Here is an 18,501-nt window from a genome sequence, read left to right as displayed (position 1 = left end):
GACCTCGCCGTTGCCGGGATGGGCACACGGGGCCTCCGCCCGGCTTTCGCACACCGTTACCGCGACAGTGGACGAAATCCCGGGAGCAGCCGATGAAGTGCTTGGACACCGACTACGAAACCCTCCTACTCACCGAACCATCCCCGGGCGTCGTCGTGGTCGCGCTCAACCGGCCGGATCGGTCCAACGCAATGACCGACACCATGTTCGCCGAGCTTGAGCACGCCGCGCTGGGACTCGACGCCGAGGACGACTGCCGGGTCGTGATCGTGACCGGCACCGGCGCGAACTTCTGCGTCGGCTACGACCTCGCCGACGCGGACGAGCTGCCTGGCCTCGGCGCGATGGAGATGCTCGACCAGCAGGAACGCGCCGCGCGCGCCCTGCTGGCCATCCGGTCGCTGCGGGTACCGGTGATCGCCGCAGTTGAGGGCGCCGCCGCGGGCGGTGGACTTGCGCTCGCCCTCGCGGCGGACATCCGGCTCGGCTCGTCGACTGCGAAGTTCAACGCGGCCTTCGTCCGTATCGGGCTGTCCGCTGGAGATCTCGGTACCTCCTGGTTGCTTACCCGACTGGTCGGTCCGGCCGCGGCCGGCGACATCTGCTTCACCGGTCGACTCGTGCGCGCCGCCGAAGCCGCCGAGATCGGACTGATCAACCGCCTCAGCGAGGACGGCGCGCTGGACGATGCGCTGGAGCTCGCCGAGTCGATCGTGGCCAACTCGCCGGGCGGCGTGCAGCTGTCCAAGCGCGCGCTGCAGGCGAACATGGAGGTCTCCTCGTACGCCGCCGCGCTGGAGCTGGAGAACCGCGGACAGGCGTTGCTGACCCGCGGCGCCGACATGCCCGAGGCGCTGACGGCATTCAAGGAGAAGCGCGCACCCGTGTTCACCGGCCAGTGATCAGACCACGTTCTTGAGGGGAGGAGCGGCTGATGGCTGCTCTCGACGTTCCGGAGCTCGAAACGCTCAGCCTCGAGCTCGTTGATGAGGACATCGCGGTGCTGCGGATGAACCGTCCCGACCGCATGAATTCGCAGACCGTGCAGATGTTCGCCGAGTACGGCAAAGCCGCGCACGCGTTGCGCGACAGCGGTCTGCGCGCCCTCATCCTCACCGGCACCGGTGAGCGCGCGTTCTGCGCGGGATTCGACCTCGACGAGATCGAGGTCATCACCACTATGGGAGTCCGGGAGTTCTTGAAGTTCCAGGAGACCGCCACCGGCGGAATCCAAGCCATCCGGCACCTGCCGTTCCCGGTCATCGCGGCGGTGCATGGGCCTGCGACCGGCGGCGGACTGGCGCTCGCGCTCGCTGCGGATATCCGGCTCGCGGCGCCGACCGCGAAGTTCAGCGCCGCCTTCGTCAAGGTCGGCCTCTCGGTCGGGGAGCTGGGCACTTCCTACAACCTCACCCGCATCGTCGGGCCCGCGAAGGCGGCCGAGATCGGTTTCACCGCACGGCTCGTCGACGCTGCGGAAGCGGGCCGGATCGGCCTGGTCAACCGGGTGGTTCCGGGTGGCGAACTGTTCGACGAAGCGGTGCGGACCGCGCGCATGATCGCGTCCAACTCCGCGGCCGGCGTGCGCATGTCCAAGCGCGCCATCCAGCGCAACCAGGAGATCGGCTCCTACTCGGCGGCGCTGGAACTGGAGAACCGCGGACAGGCGCTGCTGACCCGCACCGAGGACATGCCCGAGGCGCTCGCGGCCGTGAAGGACAAACGCGCGCCGCGGTTCACGGGCAGGTGAGGTCCGGAATGGTATGGGAGTGGACACCGGAAACCCTCGATGTGCTCACTGGTTTCCTGCGCGTGCGCGGTTTGTGCGATGGCCCTGTCGACACCAAGCGCATCGGTGACGGGCACTCGAACCTGACTTACCTCGTCAGCGATGGCACGCGCCGGTTGGTTCTCCGCCGCCCGCCACCACCACCGATCCCGCCGGGCGCGCACGACATGCTCCGGGAAGCCCGGCTCATCGGGGCCCTCGACGCCACCGACGTGCCAGTACCGGGCGTTCTCGCCACGGCGGAGGCCCACGAGGTGCTCGACGTCCCGCTCTATGTGATGAGCCTCATGGAGGGGCCCGTGGTGACCACCGAGACGCCCAGCCCACTGGACACCCGGCAGGCGCGGCGGGAAGTCGGCGAGTCTCTGATCGACACGCTCGCCGACCTGCACGCGGTCGACTGGCACGCGGTCGGGCTCGCCGACCTCGGCAAGCCGGAAGGTTTCAACCAGCGCCACCTGCGCCGGATGGGTCGCCTGATCGCCGACGAGGACGGCTGCCCACCACCGCACTTCGAGGCCATCTACAGCTGGCTCGACGCGCACGTGCCGCCGGAGTCCGGGCACACGGTCGTGCACAACGACTTCCGCATCGGCAACGTCGTGCTGGCCCCGGAGCGGCCTGGCCGTGTCGCCGCGGTGCTGGATTGGGAGCTGGCCACCATCGGCGATCCGCTGTTCGACGTGGGCTATTTCCTCGCGTCCGTACCGGAGCGCGGGACGCCGATGACGCCCACCGCGGAATTCGGCACCGCCATGTGCGAAGACGGCTACCCGTCGCGGCAGGAACTCGCCGACCGCTACGCCGCCCGCACGGGTCGTGATCTGTCCGGTTTGGACTGGTACACCGCGCTGGCGCTGTGGAAGCTGGCCGTACTTTACGAGTACGGCCGCCGCCGGGCGGTGCAGGGGACCGGGGACGAGTACTACGCGGACCCGGGTCTGGTGCGCTCCTTCCTGGAAGCCGCGCACCGCACCGCGGGGCTCGAACCTCCGCAGGTTCCCGCCTCGGGCGAGGTACAGGGGACGCGCTGAGCCGCTCCGCGACTGAGCCGAGGAGTAGAACAAGTCGCGTTCCCGGACGGCCGGTCGCGAACACGCAACATCGCAGGATTTCCCAGACGGAAGGCGGCGAGAGATGGCGACGCGAGGGATCACGGTGCTCGCGGGAGGAGTGCGGGACACGCAGGCGGTCGCGGTGCGCGCGGAAGCGGCCGGTTTCGACGCGGCCTGGTCGGGTGAGTTCCTGAACCGCTCGGCGGTCGTCTCGGTCGCGGCGATGGCCGCGGGAACCGAGCGCATCGGCGTCGGCTCGTCGATCGCCTACGCGGTCGGCCGGTCGCCGCTGGTGCTGGCCAACGACGCGAAGTTCCTCGACGAGATGAGCGGTGGCCGGTTCACCCTCGGCCTGGGCACCGGAACCCGCAAGATGATGCAGGCGTGGCACGGAGTCACCGATCCGGACGGCCCCGCCACCCGCATGGAAGAACTCGTCCCGCTGCTGCGGCGCCTGTGGCGGCTGCATGAAGGACCGGTCCGGCACGACGGACGCTTCTACAACGTCGACATCACGCCCACGGCCGACATCGCCGCCCCGCTGCGGCCGAACCTCCCGATCTACACCGCGGGCGTGAACTCCCGCATGGTGGAGGTCGCCGGCCGGGTCTCCGACGGGTTGATCTGCCATCCCACCCTGACCGATCGCTACCTGGACGACGTGGTCCGCCCGGCGATCGCCCGCGGCGCGGACAGGAACGGTCGTTCCCCGCAGGACGTCGCGCTCAAGGGCGTGATCATCTGCTCGATCTCCGACGACCCGCAGCAGGCACGGCGCGAGGCCGCGGCCCAGATCGCGTTCTACGTCGCGCCGAAGTCCTACGGGCCGGTGATGGAGGCGGCCGGCTTCGGCGCAGAGGCCGCCGCGATCCAAGACGCCTTCCGAAACCACGACAACGAAGCGATGATCGCCGCAGTCTCGGACCGGATGCTCGCGGAGATGGCAGTGTGCGGCACGGCCGACGAGGTGCGCGAGGCCCTGCCGGCGCTGGAGAAGCGCTACGACCACGCGGCGCTGTACTCGCCGAGTTTCACGCTCTCATCGGAGCGGGTCGCGGAGAACACCGCCGCCATCATCGAGACTTTCGGGAGCCACTGAGCGACGACTCGGTGCCCCGATCGCGGCCCGAAGCGCACCGCCAACTCCGTTGCGGTGCGCCGCTTTCCGCTCAGGATTCGAGCGTGGCCAGCCCCGCGCGGACGAAATCGGTCACCGCATCAGCGAGATCCGGCTGCCGCGTGGTGGTCTTCGGCCAGTAGGCGATGGAGAAGATCACGCTCAGGCAAGCGTGCGCGCCGGTGGCGATCTTCGCCTGCGACGCGCTCGGGAAGCACCGTCCGATGGTCGTCTCCCAGCGCCCGACGTACTGGCGCCGCCTGCGTGCGAAGTGGCGCTTCCACGGGTCGACCAGGGAGCGGTCCTCCCGTTGGTAGACGTTGACCAGGTGCCGGTGGTCGACGGCGAAACGCACGTGGTGCCGGATCAACCGCTCCAGGTCTTGCTCGGGGTCCTCGTGCACCGGCGCGGTCGCGCTCAGTAGTTCGTCGAGGGCTTCGTTGAACAGCGTCGCCAGGATCTCGTCCTTGCCGGAGAAGCTCCGGTAGAGCGCAGGGCCGCTCAGCCCGGCGCGCGTGCCCAACTCGTCAACGCTGGCGCCGTGGAACCCCTTCTCGAAGAAGACCGCGGCTGCCGAATCAAGGATCTTCCGGTCCCTGTCCACCCTGCGGAACCTACCACAACTGTGTGAACGTACGTTATCATCGTGGTCACACCGACCGCAGCGGAGCGGGCGTCGACGAAGGGCGCGGAATCGTGCGCGCGAAATTCCGGTACGGGGACGCCGGTGGCGGGAACACCCGCAAGCGGGCTGAGCTGCTCGACCGGGGACGGCGGTTGCTCAGGACAGTGGAACAGCTCTCCGGGCAGCGGCCGGAGGAACCTCATGATCTGCAAGGGATGGAAACCATCCTGGTGGTCGTGGTCGGGCAGCTCGCCGAAGAGATGGCCACCGGGAAGCCGACCTCCCCCATCGGCGCCGCCTTGGCCGAGGCGCACGCGTTGCGTTTCGAACTGCGCGATTTCCTGGCTCACGAGCGAAACCGGCGGCTCGCCGCAGTCGAATCCGGGCTCGGCCGGCTCCGCGAACTCCAGGACCCGGATCAGTTGCTGGGGCAGGTGTGCGAGGTGGTGGCCCGCAGTTGCGGATTCCACCGGGTGATGCTCTCCCGCGTCGAAGGCGCGCTGTGGCGCCCGCACAAGTCCTACGCCATCGGTAGCCGGGATGCGGAACGTACGTTCGCCGAGTGGCTGCGGGCCACCCCGGAGGTTCCGCTGGAGGACATGCCGCTGGAGACCGAGATGGTCCGCCGCCGCGAACCCGCGCTCATCACCGATCCCGCCCACGACCCGCGGGTGTACCGGCCGATGCTTGACGCCTCCGCGATGAACTCCTACGTCGCCGCCCCGATCATGCCGACCGGTCGTGTGATCGGCTTCCTGCATGCGGACTGCATGCGCGGGTCGGTCACCGCTGCGGACCGCGACGTGCTGTGGTCCTTCGCGGTCGGTTTCGGGCAGATCTTCGAACGCGCGGTGCTGCTGGCGCGTTTGCGGGAACAGCGCGACCAGGTGCGCTCGGCGTTGCAGGCGGTCGAGGAGGTGCTCGACGGTCTCGCCTCGGCGGAGGTCGAGCTCAGCGGCCACGACGCCGGCACGGCGGCCCGCCGGTCCGAGCCTCCGGTGCTAGAGTCCTCGCTGACCGGCCGCGAGCTGGAAGTGCTGGCGCTGATGGCCACGGGTGCGACGAACGTCCGCATCGCCGAGGAACTGGTGATCGCCAGCGGCACGGTCAAGTCCCACGTCAAGCGCATCCTGCGCAAGCTGGGCGCGGACAACCGCGCGGAGGCGATCTCGCAGTACCTGCGCCGGACGATGTAGCCCGGCATCGGTTCAACCGGTGTTGATCGCGGCGCGGGCCCGCAGCACGATGTCCTCGTCGCGGACTGCGGCGAGCTGCACTTCGGCGATTCCGTCGTCGACCGACAGCACCTGGCCGGAGAACGACAGCGTGTCCCCGAGGAACACCGGCGCAGCGAAGCGCACCTCGTACTCGCGCAGGTGCTCCACCCCGGCCCAGTCGGTCAGCCACGCCGCCAACATGCCGGCGTGCATCTGCCCCATCGCCAGCACACCGGAGAACCCGGCGGAGCGGGCGAATTCGGGGTCGTGGTGCAGCGGGTTGAAATCGCCGCCCGCACCGGCGAAGCGCACGACATCGGTCTGCGTCACCGGACCGACCTTTCGCGTCGGGAGTTCCGCGCCGGGCTCTGTCGCGACGGGTGCTCTCACTGCTGATCTCCTCGCTCGATCAACGTTTCCCGGAGCACGACTACCGGATGGTCGTCGGCGTCGAGGTATTCGGTCTCCAGAGTCACGAACCGCATCCCCTTCTTGCGGGCATCGTCGGCGACCCGGCGGGCACCGCGGAGAGTGTCGCCGGCCAGCGGCGGCCGGTGGTAGGTCCACTTCACCGAGCCCACCACGACCCGCTCGAAGGCCAAGCCGAGCTTCGCGACGAAGGCGGCCTGGTCCCGGTAATGGCCGGCGACCACGACGTGCGTAGCCGTGGCCGGGGCAGCGGCGAAACCGGCTGCGCGCGCGGCACCGAGGTCGGTGTGGACCGGGTCCGCGGCGCCGGTCGCCCGGGCGAACTCGCGGATCTTGCCCCGTTCGACGTCGAAGGCGACCTCGTCCAGCGGCTCTGCCGTCATCGTCGAAAGCCCTCCTGCTCGCGACACCCTCCCATTTTGGTCTGTCCTATAATACCATTCGACCGTTCACGGATGAAGGGTTCGTTCATGGAGCTCGCAGACTCTCCCGCGGAGGCCCGGTTCCGGGGCGAGGTCAGGAAGTGGTTGGCCGCCGCGCTGCCGCAGCTGCCCTGGCCGGAACCGCCGGATCTGGAAGGCAAGGCGCCGTTCTGGCGGCAGTGGCAGCAGATGCTCTTCGACGCCGGGTACGCGGGGCTGTACTGGCCGGAGGAGTGCGGCGGAGGTGGCGTCGACGAGAAGCTGCGGGCGATCTTCAACGAGGAGACCGACCGGGCCGGAGCGCCGGAACGCCTCAACATCATCGGGGAGGACTTCGCCGGCCCCACCATCATCGACTTCGGCACCGATGCGCAGAAGCAGCGCTTCCTGCACCCGATCCTCACCGGCGAAGAGATCTGGTGTCAGCTGTTCTCCGAGCCGGAATCGGGATCGGACCTGGCGTCGCTGCGCACCACCGCGACCAAGGTCGACGGCGGTTGGCGGATCCAGGGCCAGAAGATCTGGACCAGCCGGGCCCAACTCGCCGCGCACGCGATCTTGCTGGCACGCACCGGCGGCGGCCCGCGACACAAGGGGATCACGTACTTCCTGCTGCCAATGGACAGCGACGGCATCACGGTGCGCCCGCTGGCACACATGCTCGGCGAAGCCGAGTTCAACGAGGTGTTCCTCGACGACGTCTTCGTCCCGGACGAACTCGTCGTCGGCGAGGTCGACGGCGGCTGGCGCGTGGCGATGGGCACGCTGTCCTACGAGCGGGTCGCGATCGCGACCGGCCGAGTCAACACCAAGCGCGCAGTGGACGACATCATCGGAGACATCGCCGCGCGCACGGGGGAGGACGGACGTCCACTGGGGACTGATCCGCAGCTGCGCGAACAGGTGGCCGACCTCTACGGCCGTGCGTTGACGCACTACCTGATCGGCCAGCGGGTGATCACGCAAGCCGCCGAGGGCGGGCCGCCCGGACCGGCCGCGTCGATCGGCAAGTTGTACTTCTGCCCGCTCGTGGAGGACCTGGCGGACTTCCGGCTGTCCCTGGACTCGCTCGGTGGTCAGTTCGACCTCGACGACGAGCAGGTCGGCGACTCCCGGTGGCTGCGGTTGACGAACCAAGCGCGCGGCACCGCGATCGCAGGCGGATCGACCTTCATCCAGCGCAACATCGTCGCCGAGCGGATGCTCGGCATGCCGAGGAGCTGACGTGTACACCTGGAAGCCCACCGACGACTACGTGGACAACGCCAACGTCACGCGGTTGGCGCGAGCGCACGGGATCGGGTCCATCGATGAGTTGCGTGCGCGGTCGGTGGCCGACATCGGCTGGTACTGGGACGCCGTGGTGCAGGACCTGGGGCTGCCGTTCCGCCGACCGTACTCGGACGTCGTGGACACCACCGCCGGCATCGAGCACCCTGACTGGTTCCCGGGCGGGGCGCTGAACATCGCCGATGCCTGCCTCGGCCGGTGGGTGAGCGAGGCGCCGGAGCGAGCGGCCGTGGTGCACGAAGCCGAGGACGGCACGACCCGCACGCTGACCTTCCGCGAGCTGGAGGAGCAGGTCGAACGGGTGGCCGCCGGGCTGCACGGGCTCGGCGTCGGGCGCGGTGACGCCGTCGGCCTTTACCTGCCGATGAATCCGGAGGCGGTCATCGCCTGCTATGCGGTGGCTCGGCTGGGTGCGGTGCTGGTGCCGCTGTTCTCCGGTTTCGCACCGGCCGCGATCGCAGCCCGGTTGCAGGACGCCGACGCGAAGGTCGTCATCGTCGCCGACGGCACGGTCCGGCGCCGTCGCGAGGTGGCGATGAAGCCGCTGCTCGACGAGGCGGTGGAAAGCTGCCCGACGGTGCAGCACGTCGTGCTCGTCGGAAACCTCGGCGCAGTACCGGAAACGTCCACCGGGCGGGATGTGCGCTGGTCGGAGCTGCCCGGTGGGCAAGCCGGTGCGGCAGAAGCGATGAGCACCACCGAGACGCTGCTGCTGGCCTACACCTCCGGGACCACCGGACGGCCGAAGGGCGCGGTGCACACCCATGCGGGCTTCCTGGTCAAGACGGCCAGCGAGGTCGCCTACGCCTTCGATGTCGGCCCGGGCGGGGTGTTCTGCTGGGTGACCGACATGGGCTGGATCATGGGACCGCTGTCCATCTTCGGCACGCATGCCAACGGTGCGACGCTGCTGCTTTACGAGGGTTCTCCGGACGTTCCGGGAAATGACCGGCTGTGGCAGCTGACCGAACGCCACCGGGTGACCATGCTGGGCGTGTCGCCGACTCTGATCCGTTCCCTGCGCACGGGGCAGGAGCCGCCACACGAGCGCTACGACCTGTCTTCGGTGCACGCGCTGGGCTCCACCGGCGAGCCGTGGGACCCGGATTCCTACGAGTGGCTCGCCGGAACCGTGTTCGCTGGCCAGGTGCCGATCATCAACTTCTCCGGCGGGACTGAGGTCGGCGGCTCGTTCCTGTCGCCCTACCCGGTCGAGCCGATCCGCAGCTGCTCGCTCGGTGGCCCGTCGCTGGGGATGGACGTCGACGTGGTCGACGACGCCGGCCGGTCGGTGCGCGGGCAGGTGGGCGAGCTGGTCTGCCGCCAGCCGTGGCCGGCGATGACGCGCGGCGTGTGGAAGGACGACGCGCGTTACCTGGAGGAGTACTGGTCGACGTTCCCGGGTATGTGGCGGCACGGCGACTTCGCGCTGGTCGAGGAAGGTCAGTGGTACATCCGCGGGCGCTCCGACGACGTCATGAACATCGCAGGCAAGCGGCTGGCGCCGGCTGAGGTGGAGGCGGTGCTGACCGCGCACCCGGCGGTGTCGGAGGCGGCCGCGGTCGGCGTTCCCGATCCGAAGAAGGGCGAGTCGGTGTGGGCGTTCTGGGTGCCCGCCTCCGGAGCCGCCGAGGACGTCTCGGACCGGTTGCGGGAGATGGTCGCCCAAGAGCTGGGGAAGCCGTTCGCGCCCAGCGCGGTGCACCGGGTCGGCCAGTTGCCCAAGACTCGCTCGGCGAAGATCCTCCGCCGCGCGATTCGCGCCGTGGCGCTGGATCAGGACCCCGGTGACCTCTCCGGCACCGAGAACGTCGAAGCGATCGACGAGATCCGGAAAGCAGCAGAGGGCTGACGATGCCCCTTCGCGGAACGCCGCCCGGCACCGTCCCGGGCGGCGTTCCTGCTTTCCGAGGCGGTGTTGCGGGACACGTCACATACCCGGGCATTTGGTTCAAGGGTCTGACCTAAAGTATGGTTTGCGTCGGAACCGGTCGTAGCGCAGCCGCGGGGACTCCGTGGAACTCCGGGAGGAGCGGGAATGCGGTGGACATTGACCGAAGACCAGGAGCTGTTCCGGGACTCCTTCCGGGGCTGGCTCGAGCGGTTCGCCTCGACCGAGGCGGTGCGCGGGTGGCTGGACTCCGGCGATCCCTCCGACTTCGAGCGGCGGTTCGTCGATGAGGGCTGGTTCGCCATCGGCTCACCGGAGGAACGCGGCGGCCAGGGCGGTGGTTTGGTCGAGCTGGCGCTCGCGGCCGAACAGCTGGGCGGCAGCGCGGCTCCCTCGGCGGCATGGGCTGCCGCGGTGGTGGCCGCGCCCCTGCTCGGCGGGGCTCCTGACCTTGCCGCCCGGTCCCTCGGTTCGGGCGAATTCGCCGTGCTCGCGGTGAATTCCGACCGGCCCTTGGACGCAGGTGGCGCGTTGACGCGCGTCGGCGGGACCGTGCCGAACGTGCTCGGCGCGGACCGGGCGAGGCGGTTCCTCGTGCCCGTACGCGACGACGGGAGGCTTTCGCTGACCGTCGTGGACGCGACGGAGGTGGAGCTGGTGCACCGCAGGCTGCTCGACCGCAGCCGATCCGTCGCGGACGTCGTCGTTCCGGATTTGGCGCGGTATGACGGGATCGAGCTCGCCGACGAGCACCTCACCGACGCCGCTCTGCGAGCGGCCGTTCTGGTGGCCGCGGACAGCCTCGGTGCTGCGGAACGGATGCTGACGATGGCGGTGGACTACAGCAAGCAGCGGCACCAGTTCGGCGTTCCGATCGGCTCGTTCCAGGCCGTCAAGCACGCCGCCGCCACCATGCTCGTGTCCGTCGAATCGGCGCGCTCGCTCATCTACTACGCCGCCGCCTCCGTCGATCAACGGCACGACGACGCCGCGCTGCACGCTGCGGCAGCCAAGGCCCAGGCGTGCGCGGGCGCCGAGCGCGCCGCCGACAGCGCGCTGACCATGCACGGGGCGATCGGCTACACCTGGGAGCACGACCTCCACCTGTTCTACAAGCGCGCGAAGCTCGACCTGCGGCTGTTCGGTTCACCGAAGGCGTGGAACGAGCGCCTGGCCGCGGCCCTGCCGCTGGTGCCGGCGGCCTAGTGCGCTCTTGCTCATTTCGGCTTTGACGGCGGGAGATTCGCTATGTGCTCGAAGCTGACCGGACACGCGGCGCACTCGCGCCGGAACCGCACGAGGCAGGTGGGCACGTGATCGACTTGTCACCCCACATCGGTCCCGGCACCGGTGTTTGGTGGAGCCAGGCCGGTGCCGAGCCCACCCCGCTCGTGCACGCGCTGCTGGACCAAGCCGACGAAATCGGTCCTGTGTGGGCGTTCTGCGGATTGAGCTGGGACCAGCGGCTGGTGCAGGAATTGCCCCGCAGCGTGTCCTTGTCCTCCTACGGCGCCCTCGGCCAGCTGCGCCGCCTCAGCCGGGCTGGACGGCTCGACGTTGTGCCTTGCCACTACTCCGCGCTGCCGCGGCTGTTCGCGGAGGGCGCGCTGCCCGTGGACGTCGGATTGGTCCAGGTGTCCCGACCTGATGCCGACGGCACCTGCTCACTCGGGATCGGGGTCGACTACATCGCCGACGCAATCGCCCACACCCCGGTGCTGATCGCCGAGGTCAACGAGAAGATGCCGGCCACCACCGGCACTCCGCGCATTCCGCTGGAACGCTTCGCCGCCGTGGTCGAGACCGACCGCCCGATCGGCGAAGCACCCGCTCGAGCACCCGACGACGTCGAGCAGGCGATCGCGCGGAACGTGGCCGAGCTGGTCGAGGACGGTGACACCCTGCAGATGGGTGTGGGCTCGTTGCCCGCGGCCGTGCTCGACCTCCTCTCCGGGCACCAGGACCTTGGCTTCCACACCGGGATGATCTCTGACGGGGTGCTGCGGCTGGTGGAGAAGGGCGTGCTCACCGGTGCGCGCAAGGAGATCGACCCCGGCCTCATCGTCACCGGTGCCGCGCTGGGCAGCTCCGAACTCTACGACCGCCTCGGGGACCTGCCCGTCGAGTTCCGCCCGGCCAGCTACACGCACTCGCCGGCCACGCTGTCCCGGCTGCGGTCGTTGGTGTCGATCAACTCCGCCATCGAGGTCGACCTCACCGGCCAAGTGTGCGCCGAGCGGCGGCGCGGGGACTACATCGGCGCGGTCGGCGGGCAGGTCGACTTCTCGCGCGCCGCGGCGCTCACGGGCGCGCGGTCGATCATCACGCTCCGGGCGACTTCAAATGGGGACTCCACGATCGTCGCGTCGCCCGGCGGACCTGTCACCACCGGGCGGTCCGATGTGGACTTCGTCGTCACCGAACACGGTACGGCGGACCTCCGTGGCTGCGACCTGCCGCAGCGGGCGCGCCGGTTGACGGCGATCGCGGCGCCCGAGCACAGGGACGAGCTGACGAGCGCCGCCGTGCAGTGAGTCCGACTTCTTTGCGGCCATCCTGTTGGCGCCACGGCGTTGTTCTTGGAACCGTGGAACGCGAAGCGCTCCGGTGGAGTGGTGTGCGTGGCCGTAGAAGCTGTGCGACGTCGTTTGGGAGTGCGGGCAGCATTGGCGTATATGTTCCTGCGTTTGCTAGAAAGGTCGAACCCTTTACTATTGTTATGGTCTGTCTAACTTGTCCGGCGGCGATGGTGGTAGGTCGGCGCCAGCTGTTGCTGATCATGACGTTGGTGACGCCGGTATGGAGGCGGGTCGCGGGCGGCTTATCGCCGGTTGCGGTGGCGGGCGATGGTAGTTGAAATAGATCAGTCAGCGGGATCGCGGTCTTCGACCTGATGCCGAGCTCGATCGGGATTTCCCGCGCCACCTCGGACAGGATCGTCTTCCTTGGTTCGGAAGATTCCGCTACAGCGGGTGGGCGCCGTCCGAGCGGTCCGGTTGGTCCGTGGGGGCCGCCCAAGGTGCGCGACGCGCGCGGCGGCGAGGAGGATCAAGCTCCGAGAGCGGAAACCGCGTGAAGCTCCGTCCTGGGCCGTTGCACAAGGACGAAGGCGCTTTCACTTCCGGAAGTCCCGGAGCTGAAAGCGCCTTCGCTCATACGACACCAAGTGATCAGAGGTGCAGGCTCCTTCCGATGATCTCGCGCTGGATCTCGTTGGTGCCGCCGTAAATAGGCGGCGCGAGTGCTTTCCGCACCTGCCCCTCCATTCCGTATTCCCGGGCGTAGCCGTAGCCGCCCATCAGCTGCATGGCTTCCAACGCCGTCTGCTTGGCGACTTCTGTGCACTTGAGCTTCGCCATCGAGCCCTCGCGCACCAGCTGCTCCTCCTCGCCGGAGTCAATGCGCTCGGCGACCTCGTACACGAACGACCGGGAACAGGCGATGTCCGTGGCGAGATCGGCGAGCTTGTGGCGGACGGCCTGGAAGCTGCTGATCGGACGCCCGAACTGCTCGCGCTGCCGCACGTACTCGAGCACGTCGTCGAGCGAGCGCTGCGCCGCGCCCACCGACATCGCGGCGATGATCAGCCGCTCCACGCTGAGCCCGCGCATGAGGTGATTCCAGGCCCGGCCGACCTGCCCGACGACGTTCGCCGCCGGTACGTGCACGTCGGTGAAGAACAGGTCGTTGACCGTGTGCGCTTCCATCGTTTCGATGGCCCGGATCTCCAGACCGGTCGCGTCGGTCGGCACGACCAGCAGCGTCAACCCGTCGTGCTTGTCGTTCTCGACCGACGTGCGGGTCAACACCAGCAGATGATCGGCCACGTGCGCGGCCGAGGTCCAGGTCTTCTGGCCGTTGAGCACGTAGCCGTCGCCGTCGCGAACGGCCTTCAGCTGTGCCGAGCCCAGGTCGGAACCCGCACCGGGCTCGGACAGCGCGATCGCTTCCAGGCGGCCGCGACACAGCCCGCCCAAGACTTCCTGCTTCTGCTGCTCGGTGCCGTGCCGCAGGTAGGTCTGCGCCACTGTGAGACCGGTGGAATAGGCGGTGATGGGCGCCAGCCCGCGCGAGGTCGCCTCAAGGAAGAGGCATTCCTCGACCATGCCGGCGCCCGCACCGCCGTACTGCTCCGGGATGGACACACCGAGCCAACCGAGGTCGGCCAACTTGGCCAGGATCTGGGGGCTGTTTGCCAACGTGCCCCCGTCGGTGAGCGCATCCCGCTGTTGGAGAGTGCTGCACTCGTCGGTGCAGAAATCGCGGATCGCCTCGGTGAACCGCCGCTGCTCGTCGGTGAGTCGCATCGGCAGTGAACGTTGGCGGTCAGGCGCCGCGGTAGGCGGAGAAGTCCGGGCTGCGCTTCTCGTTGAAGGCATTGATGCCTTCCAGCGCCTCGGCGGATTCGCCGAAGGTCTTGAGGTAGGAGTACGCCAGCGAGCCGACACTGGCGAAGTGCTCGGTGTCGGTGTTGAACGACTGCTTGAGCACCTTGAGCGCTGTCGGCGACAGCGCGAGGATCTCGTCGGCCCAGGAGCGCACCTCGGAGTGCAGGTCGGCGAGGGGAACCACCTCGTTCACCAACCCCCACCGCTCCGCCTTCTCGGCGCTGTAGCGGCGGCACAGGAACCACACCTCGCGTGCGCGCTTCTCCCCGAGCACGCGCGCCAGGTACGCGCTGCCGAAGCCGGCGTCGAAGGAACCGACGCGCGGGCCGTTCTGCCCGAATACCGCGGTGTCGGCGGCGATCGTCAGGTCGCACAGCACGTGTAGGACGTGCCCGCCGCCGATGGCGAAGCCGTTTACTGCGGCGATCACCGGCTTCGGTACGTCCCGGATGACCCGGTGCAGGGCATCGACCTCGAACAGGCCGGAGTCGGAAGGGCCGTAGTCCCCGGTCTCGGCGCGCTGTTTCTGGTCACCTCCGGCGCAGAACGCCTTCTCTCCTGCACCCGTCAGGCAGATGACGCCGACGTCCTTGCTCGCCCACGCCAGCTTGAACGCCTTGACCAGCTCATCGACGGTCTGCGCGCGGAAGGAGTTGAACCGGCTCGGGCGGTCGATGGTGATCCAGGCCAGCCCGTTGTCGACCTTGTAATCGATGTCGGCGAAATCGTGCATGGTCGCGACGACCTTTCACGCTCGGGGAAGTGGTGAGTGAGCGCCCGTTGGCAAAGCGCTGCGGTCGTTCGAAGGTAGGTCGCGATAACGTGCGTTATCAAGACAGTAGTGCTGGTTCGGCATGCGCTCGGACCTGATTTACCCACAAGGGGAGAAGCGGCTACTCCCTCCGGGGTGGTTGCGGTGGGTCGGCTGGCGTCTCGGCGAACGGTAGCGAGGTGTGCGCGGAGTAAGGCGACGGTGTGCGCACACGGGATTTTTGCGCAGGTGGTGCAGGACACACCGCGTTCGGGCTTGAAGTCGCCCGGTTCCTCGTCGAGCATGTCAATCGAGTTAATAGGACGACCAAGTAAATTCCGTCGTGCTGTCATGCCTACCGGTGTGTGAGGGATCGTTCCGCCCGCACGCCCCGCCAGAAGCCACGCCCGAGGAGGATTGATGAGCGAGTACCAGACCATCGAGGTCGAGCGCACCGGCAGGGTCGCCACGATCCGGCTGAACCGGCCGGGCGCGCTGAACGCGTTGAACCTCCAGCTGATGCGGGAGGTCACCGAGCAAGCGACCGAACTCGACCGGGACGATCAGGTCGGCTGCATCCTGCTGACCGGCTCGTCCAAGGCGTTCGCGGCCGGTGCCGACATCAAGGAGATGCAAACGCAGTCCTACATGGACGTCTACCTCAGTGACTGGTTCGCCGGGTGGGACCGGCTCGCTGCGGTGCGCAAGCCGCTGGTGGCGGCTGTGTCCGGCTATGCGCTCGGCGGCGGTTGTGAGCTGGCCATGCTGTGCGACGTGATCATCGCAGCCGAGAGCGCGAAGTTCGGGCAGCCGGAGATCAAGCTGGGCGTGATCCCGGGCATCGGCGGCTCGCAGCGGCTTACCCGCGCTATAGGCAAGGCCAAGGCGATGGAGATGTGCTTGACCGGGCGGATGATGGGTGCGGCGGAGGCCGAGCGCAGCGGACTTGTCGCCCGGGTAGTGGCCGATGAGGCGTTGCTCGGCGACGCGATGGAGACCGCTGAAACCGTGGCGGGCATGTCGGCCCCGGTGACGATGATGGTCAAGGAAAGCGTGAACCGGGCTTTCGAGACCACCTTGGCCGAAGGAGTCCGCTTCGAACGGCGCACGTTCCACGCGACTTTCGCGACCGAGGACCAGAAGGAAGGCATGGCGGCCTTCGTGGACAAGCGGCAGCCGTCGTTCTCGCACCGCTGACCGCCGTGAACGAACCGGCAGCGTCGCCGGAGAGGGGGAGGCCGCGAGCATGAGTGCTCTGCAGCTGGTCCTGGGCCTGATCTGCCTGGCCGTGACGGCCGTCGCGGTGGTGATGGTCGTGCGGACAGTGCGGCGGATGATCTCGTCGATCCGCCTCGGACAACCGGACCCGAGCAGGCGCGGCCCGTTCGGGGCTCGGTTCGGGAACATGCTCACAGAGATCGTGGGCCACACGAAGATGCTCAAGTGGGGTCATGTCGGTGTGGCCCATTGGTTCGTGATGGTCGGTTTCGGCGGGCTGAGCTTGAGCGTGCTGGAGGCGTACTTCGAGGTCTTCGTACCGGCCTTCGAGACGCCGCTTTTGAGTTGGTTCGGGCCGTGGAACCTGATCGTGGAGCTGCTGGGCATCAGCACCGTGATCGGTGGGTTCTGGCTGATCGCGGTGCGCCAGCTCAACCACCCGCGCCGCGCGGGGCGGGTGTCGCGGTTCCAGGGGTCGAACTTCGGGCAGGCGTACTTCGTCGAGGCCGTGGTGGTGCTGGAAGGTTTCGGCATCATGGGCCTGCGGGCGTTCAAGGAGTCGTCCGGGCTGTTCGAGGCACCGCTGTGGTCCTCGCCGCTGACCTACGCGATCGGCAGCGTGCTGCCCGCCAGCACCGCGGCCGTCTCGGTCTTCGCCGGGTTCAAGATCCTCTCCGCGATGATCTGGGTGATCGTGATCGCCCGGAACATCACCATGGGCGTGGCCTGGCACCGGTTCACCGCGTTCTTCAACATCTACTTCAAGCGCGAGCTCGGCGACGCCCCCGCGCTGGGCGCGCTGCAGCCGATGATGTCCGGCGGCAAGGAACTCGACTTCGAAGAAGCCGACCCGGACACCGACGTGTTCGGCGCCGGGCAGGTCGAGGACTTCAAGTGGAAGGGCTGGCTGGACTTCACCACCTGCACCGAGTGCGGCCGGTGCCAGTCGCAGTGCCCGGCGTGGAACACCGCCAAGCCGCTCTCGCCGAAGCTGCTGATCACCTCGCTGCGCGAGCACGCCTATGCGAAGGCGCCGTACCTGCAGGCCGGTGGCAAGCGGGACATGGCCGGTGACGAGGTCGGCATCACCGGCGACGGCGCGGACGAGAAGCTCGCCGGGATCGACGCGCTCGCGCTGGCCGAGGCGGACCGGCCGCTGGTCGGCGGGCCGGAAGAGGCCGGGGTGATCGACCCCGAGGTGCTGTGGGCGTGCACCAACTGCGGTGCCTGCGTGGAGCAGTGCCCGGTGGACATCGAGCACGTGGACCACATCGTCGACATGCGCCGCTACCAGGTGCTGATCGAGTCGAACTTCCCCACCGAGCTCGGCGGGATGTTCAAGAACCTGGAGAACAAGGGCAACCCGTGGGGCCAGAACGCCAAGGACCGGCTGGCCTGGACCGAGGAGCTGGACTTCGAGGTCCCGGTCTTCGACGGTGAGCTCGAAGACGACGTCGAGTACGTGTTCTGGGTCGGCTGCGCGGGCGCCTTCGAGGACCGCGCCAAGAAGACCACCCGCGCGGTCGCGGAGCTGCTGCACCTGGCCGACGTGAAGTACACCGTGCTCGGCGGCGAGGAGACCTGCACCGGTGACCCGGCGCGGCGCGCGGGCAACGAGTTCCTGTTCCAGATGCTCGCCCAGCAGAACGTCGAGACGCTGAACTCGGTGTTCGAGAACCGCGAACCGGGCAAGCGCAAGATCGTCGCGACCTGCGCGCACTGCTTCAACAGCCTCGCCAACGAGTACTCGCAGCTCGGCGGGAACTTCGAGGTCGTGCACCACACCCAGCTGCTGAACAAGCTGGTGCGGGAGAAGCGGCTCACCCCGGTGGCCCCGGTCGCCGAGGACGTCACCTACCACGACCCCTGCTTCCTGGGCAGGCACAACAAGGTCTACACCCCGCCGCGGGACCTGGTCGGCGCTTCCGGCGCGAACTTCCGGGAGATGCCGCGGCACGGCGACCGCTCGATGTGCTGCGGCGCAGGCGGTGCGCGGATGTGGATGGAAGAGCGCATCGGCAAGCGCATCAACGTCGACCGCGTGGACGAGGCGCTGGGCACCGCGCCGCAGAAGATCGCCACCGGCTGCCCGTTCTGCCGCGTCATGCTCACCGACGGGCTGACCTCCCGGCAGAACGAGCAGGCCGCCTCCGAGGACGTCGAAGTCCTCGACGTGGCGCAACTGCTGCTCTCCAGCGTCAAACGCGGCACACCGCCCACTGAGGACGGAGGCACCATCGCGGAGCGCGATCCGGGCGTTCCGCGCTGAACCGGGAGGCGCCACTTGTGCGGCGCAACACCGCGAGCGT

General features: G+C 68.6%; 16 protein-coding genes. 11 read left to right on the top strand and 5 right to left on the bottom strand.

Annotated elements, in window-relative coordinates; genetic code table 11:
- The first annotated feature begins 92 nt into the window (after nt 1-92).
- The 4 genes from V1457_RS24135 to V1457_RS24120 all read left to right on the top strand — a co-directional run bounded on the left by V1457_RS24135 (nt 93) and on the right by V1457_RS24120 (nt 3,943).
- The gene (locus V1457_RS24135; RefSeq protein ID WP_338597047.1) at nt 93-902 is read left to right on the top strand and encodes an enoyl-CoA hydratase-related protein; all 810 of its coding nucleotides are present in this window, start codon (nt 93-95) and stop codon (nt 900-902) included.
- Between the two features lie 32 nt (nt 903-934).
- On the top strand, nt 935-1,750 hold the full coding sequence (locus V1457_RS24130; RefSeq protein ID WP_338597045.1) for an enoyl-CoA hydratase-related protein: 816 nt from the start codon (nt 935-937) through the stop codon (nt 1,748-1,750).
- 8 nt (nt 1,751-1,758) lie between these two features.
- Nucleotides 1,759-2,823: a phosphotransferase family protein gene (locus V1457_RS24125; RefSeq protein WP_338597044.1), complete on the top strand. Its 1,065-nt coding sequence runs from the start codon at nt 1,759-1,761 to the stop codon at nt 2,821-2,823.
- Nucleotides 2,824-2,926: 103 nt separating this feature from the next.
- Entirely contained in the window at nt 2,927-3,943 is a 1,017-nt protein-coding gene (locus V1457_RS24120; protein WP_200073073.1) for an LLM class flavin-dependent oxidoreductase, read from the top strand.
- A gap of 70 nt (nt 3,944-4,013) precedes the next feature.
- On the opposite strand, the gene V1457_RS24115 is transcribed toward V1457_RS24120, so the two are convergent.
- The gene (locus V1457_RS24115) at nt 4,014-4,565 is read right to left on the bottom strand and encodes a TetR/AcrR family transcriptional regulator (protein WP_200073072.1); all 552 of its coding nucleotides are present in this window, start codon (nt 4,563-4,565) and stop codon (nt 4,014-4,016) included.
- A gap of 23 nt (nt 4,566-4,588) precedes the next feature.
- On the opposite strand from V1457_RS24115, the gene V1457_RS24110 reads away from it, so the two are divergent.
- On the top strand, nt 4,589-5,782 hold the full coding sequence (locus V1457_RS24110) for a LuxR C-terminal-related transcriptional regulator (RefSeq protein ID WP_307850293.1): 1,194 nt from the start codon (nt 4,589-4,591) through the stop codon (nt 5,780-5,782).
- A 12-nt stretch (nt 5,783-5,794) separates the two neighbouring features.
- On the opposite strand, the gene V1457_RS24105 is transcribed toward V1457_RS24110, so the two are convergent.
- Together V1457_RS24105 and V1457_RS24100 are read right to left on the bottom strand one after the other, a co-directional pair.
- Nucleotides 5,795-6,193, bottom strand: a complete 399-nt coding sequence (locus V1457_RS24105; protein WP_338597042.1) for a MaoC/PaaZ C-terminal domain-containing protein — start codon at nt 6,191-6,193, stop codon at nt 5,795-5,797.
- On the bottom strand, nt 6,190-6,615 hold the full coding sequence (locus tag V1457_RS24100) for a MaoC family dehydratase N-terminal domain-containing protein (protein WP_338597040.1): 426 nt from the start codon (nt 6,613-6,615) through the stop codon (nt 6,190-6,192). Before V1457_RS24100 ends, V1457_RS24105 begins: the two co-directional genes overlap by 4 nt.
- An 87-nt stretch (nt 6,616-6,702) precedes the next feature.
- On the opposite strand from V1457_RS24100, the gene V1457_RS24095 reads away from it, so the two are divergent.
- The 4 genes from V1457_RS24095 (at nt 6,703) to V1457_RS24080 (ending at nt 12,369) form a co-directional block, all read left to right on the top strand.
- Complete coding sequence (locus V1457_RS24095) at nt 6,703-7,878, top strand: acyl-CoA dehydrogenase family protein (protein WP_200073069.1); 1,176 nt, start codon at nt 6,703-6,705, stop codon at nt 7,876-7,878.
- Between the two features lies 1 nt (nt 7,879).
- The gene (locus V1457_RS24090) at nt 7,880-9,796 is read left to right on the top strand and encodes an AMP-binding protein (RefSeq protein WP_338597037.1); all 1,917 of its coding nucleotides are present in this window, start codon (nt 7,880-7,882) and stop codon (nt 9,794-9,796) included.
- Nucleotides 9,797-9,982: 186 nt separating this feature from the next.
- On the top strand, nt 9,983-11,041 hold the full coding sequence (locus tag V1457_RS24085) for an acyl-CoA dehydrogenase family protein (protein ID WP_338597035.1): 1,059 nt from the start codon (nt 9,983-9,985) through the stop codon (nt 11,039-11,041).
- A 107-nt stretch (nt 11,042-11,148) separates the two neighbouring features.
- Entirely contained in the window at nt 11,149-12,369 is a 1,221-nt protein-coding gene (locus V1457_RS24080) for an acetyl-CoA hydrolase/transferase C-terminal domain-containing protein (RefSeq protein ID WP_338597033.1), read from the top strand.
- Nucleotides 12,370-13,005: 636 nt separating this feature from the next.
- Here V1457_RS24080 and V1457_RS24075 read toward each other — a convergent pair.
- Together V1457_RS24075 and V1457_RS24070 are read right to left on the bottom strand one after the other, a co-directional pair.
- Nucleotides 13,006-14,142, bottom strand: coding sequence for an acyl-CoA dehydrogenase family protein (locus V1457_RS24075; protein WP_338597031.1), 1,137 nt, complete (start codon nt 14,140-14,142; stop codon nt 13,006-13,008).
- A 19-nt stretch (nt 14,143-14,161) separates the two neighbouring features.
- Complete coding sequence (locus tag V1457_RS24070) at nt 14,162-14,956, bottom strand: enoyl-CoA hydratase-related protein (protein WP_200073060.1); 795 nt, start codon at nt 14,954-14,956, stop codon at nt 14,162-14,164.
- A 438-nt stretch (nt 14,957-15,394) separates the two neighbouring features.
- Here V1457_RS24070 and V1457_RS24065 point away from each other — a divergent pair, with 438 nt between their 5' ends.
- Complete coding sequence (locus V1457_RS24065) at nt 15,395-16,171, top strand: enoyl-CoA hydratase (protein WP_338597028.1); 777 nt, start codon at nt 15,395-15,397, stop codon at nt 16,169-16,171.
- A gap of 49 nt (nt 16,172-16,220) precedes the next feature.
- Nucleotides 16,221-18,461 (top strand): (Fe-S)-binding protein, encoded by a 2,241-nt coding sequence (locus V1457_RS24060; RefSeq protein WP_338597025.1) that lies wholly within the window; start codon nt 16,221-16,223, stop codon nt 18,459-18,461.
- The last annotated feature ends 40 nt before the right edge of the window (nt 18,462-18,501 follow it).

Origin of the sequence: Saccharopolyspora sp. SCSIO 74807 (assembly GCF_037023755.1) — a bacterium.
In the GTDB taxonomy this organism is placed as follows: Bacteria; Actinomycetota; Actinomycetes; order Mycobacteriales; family Pseudonocardiaceae; genus Saccharopolyspora_C; species Saccharopolyspora_C galaxeae.
This window is presented reverse-complemented; position numbering and strand designations above follow the sequence as displayed.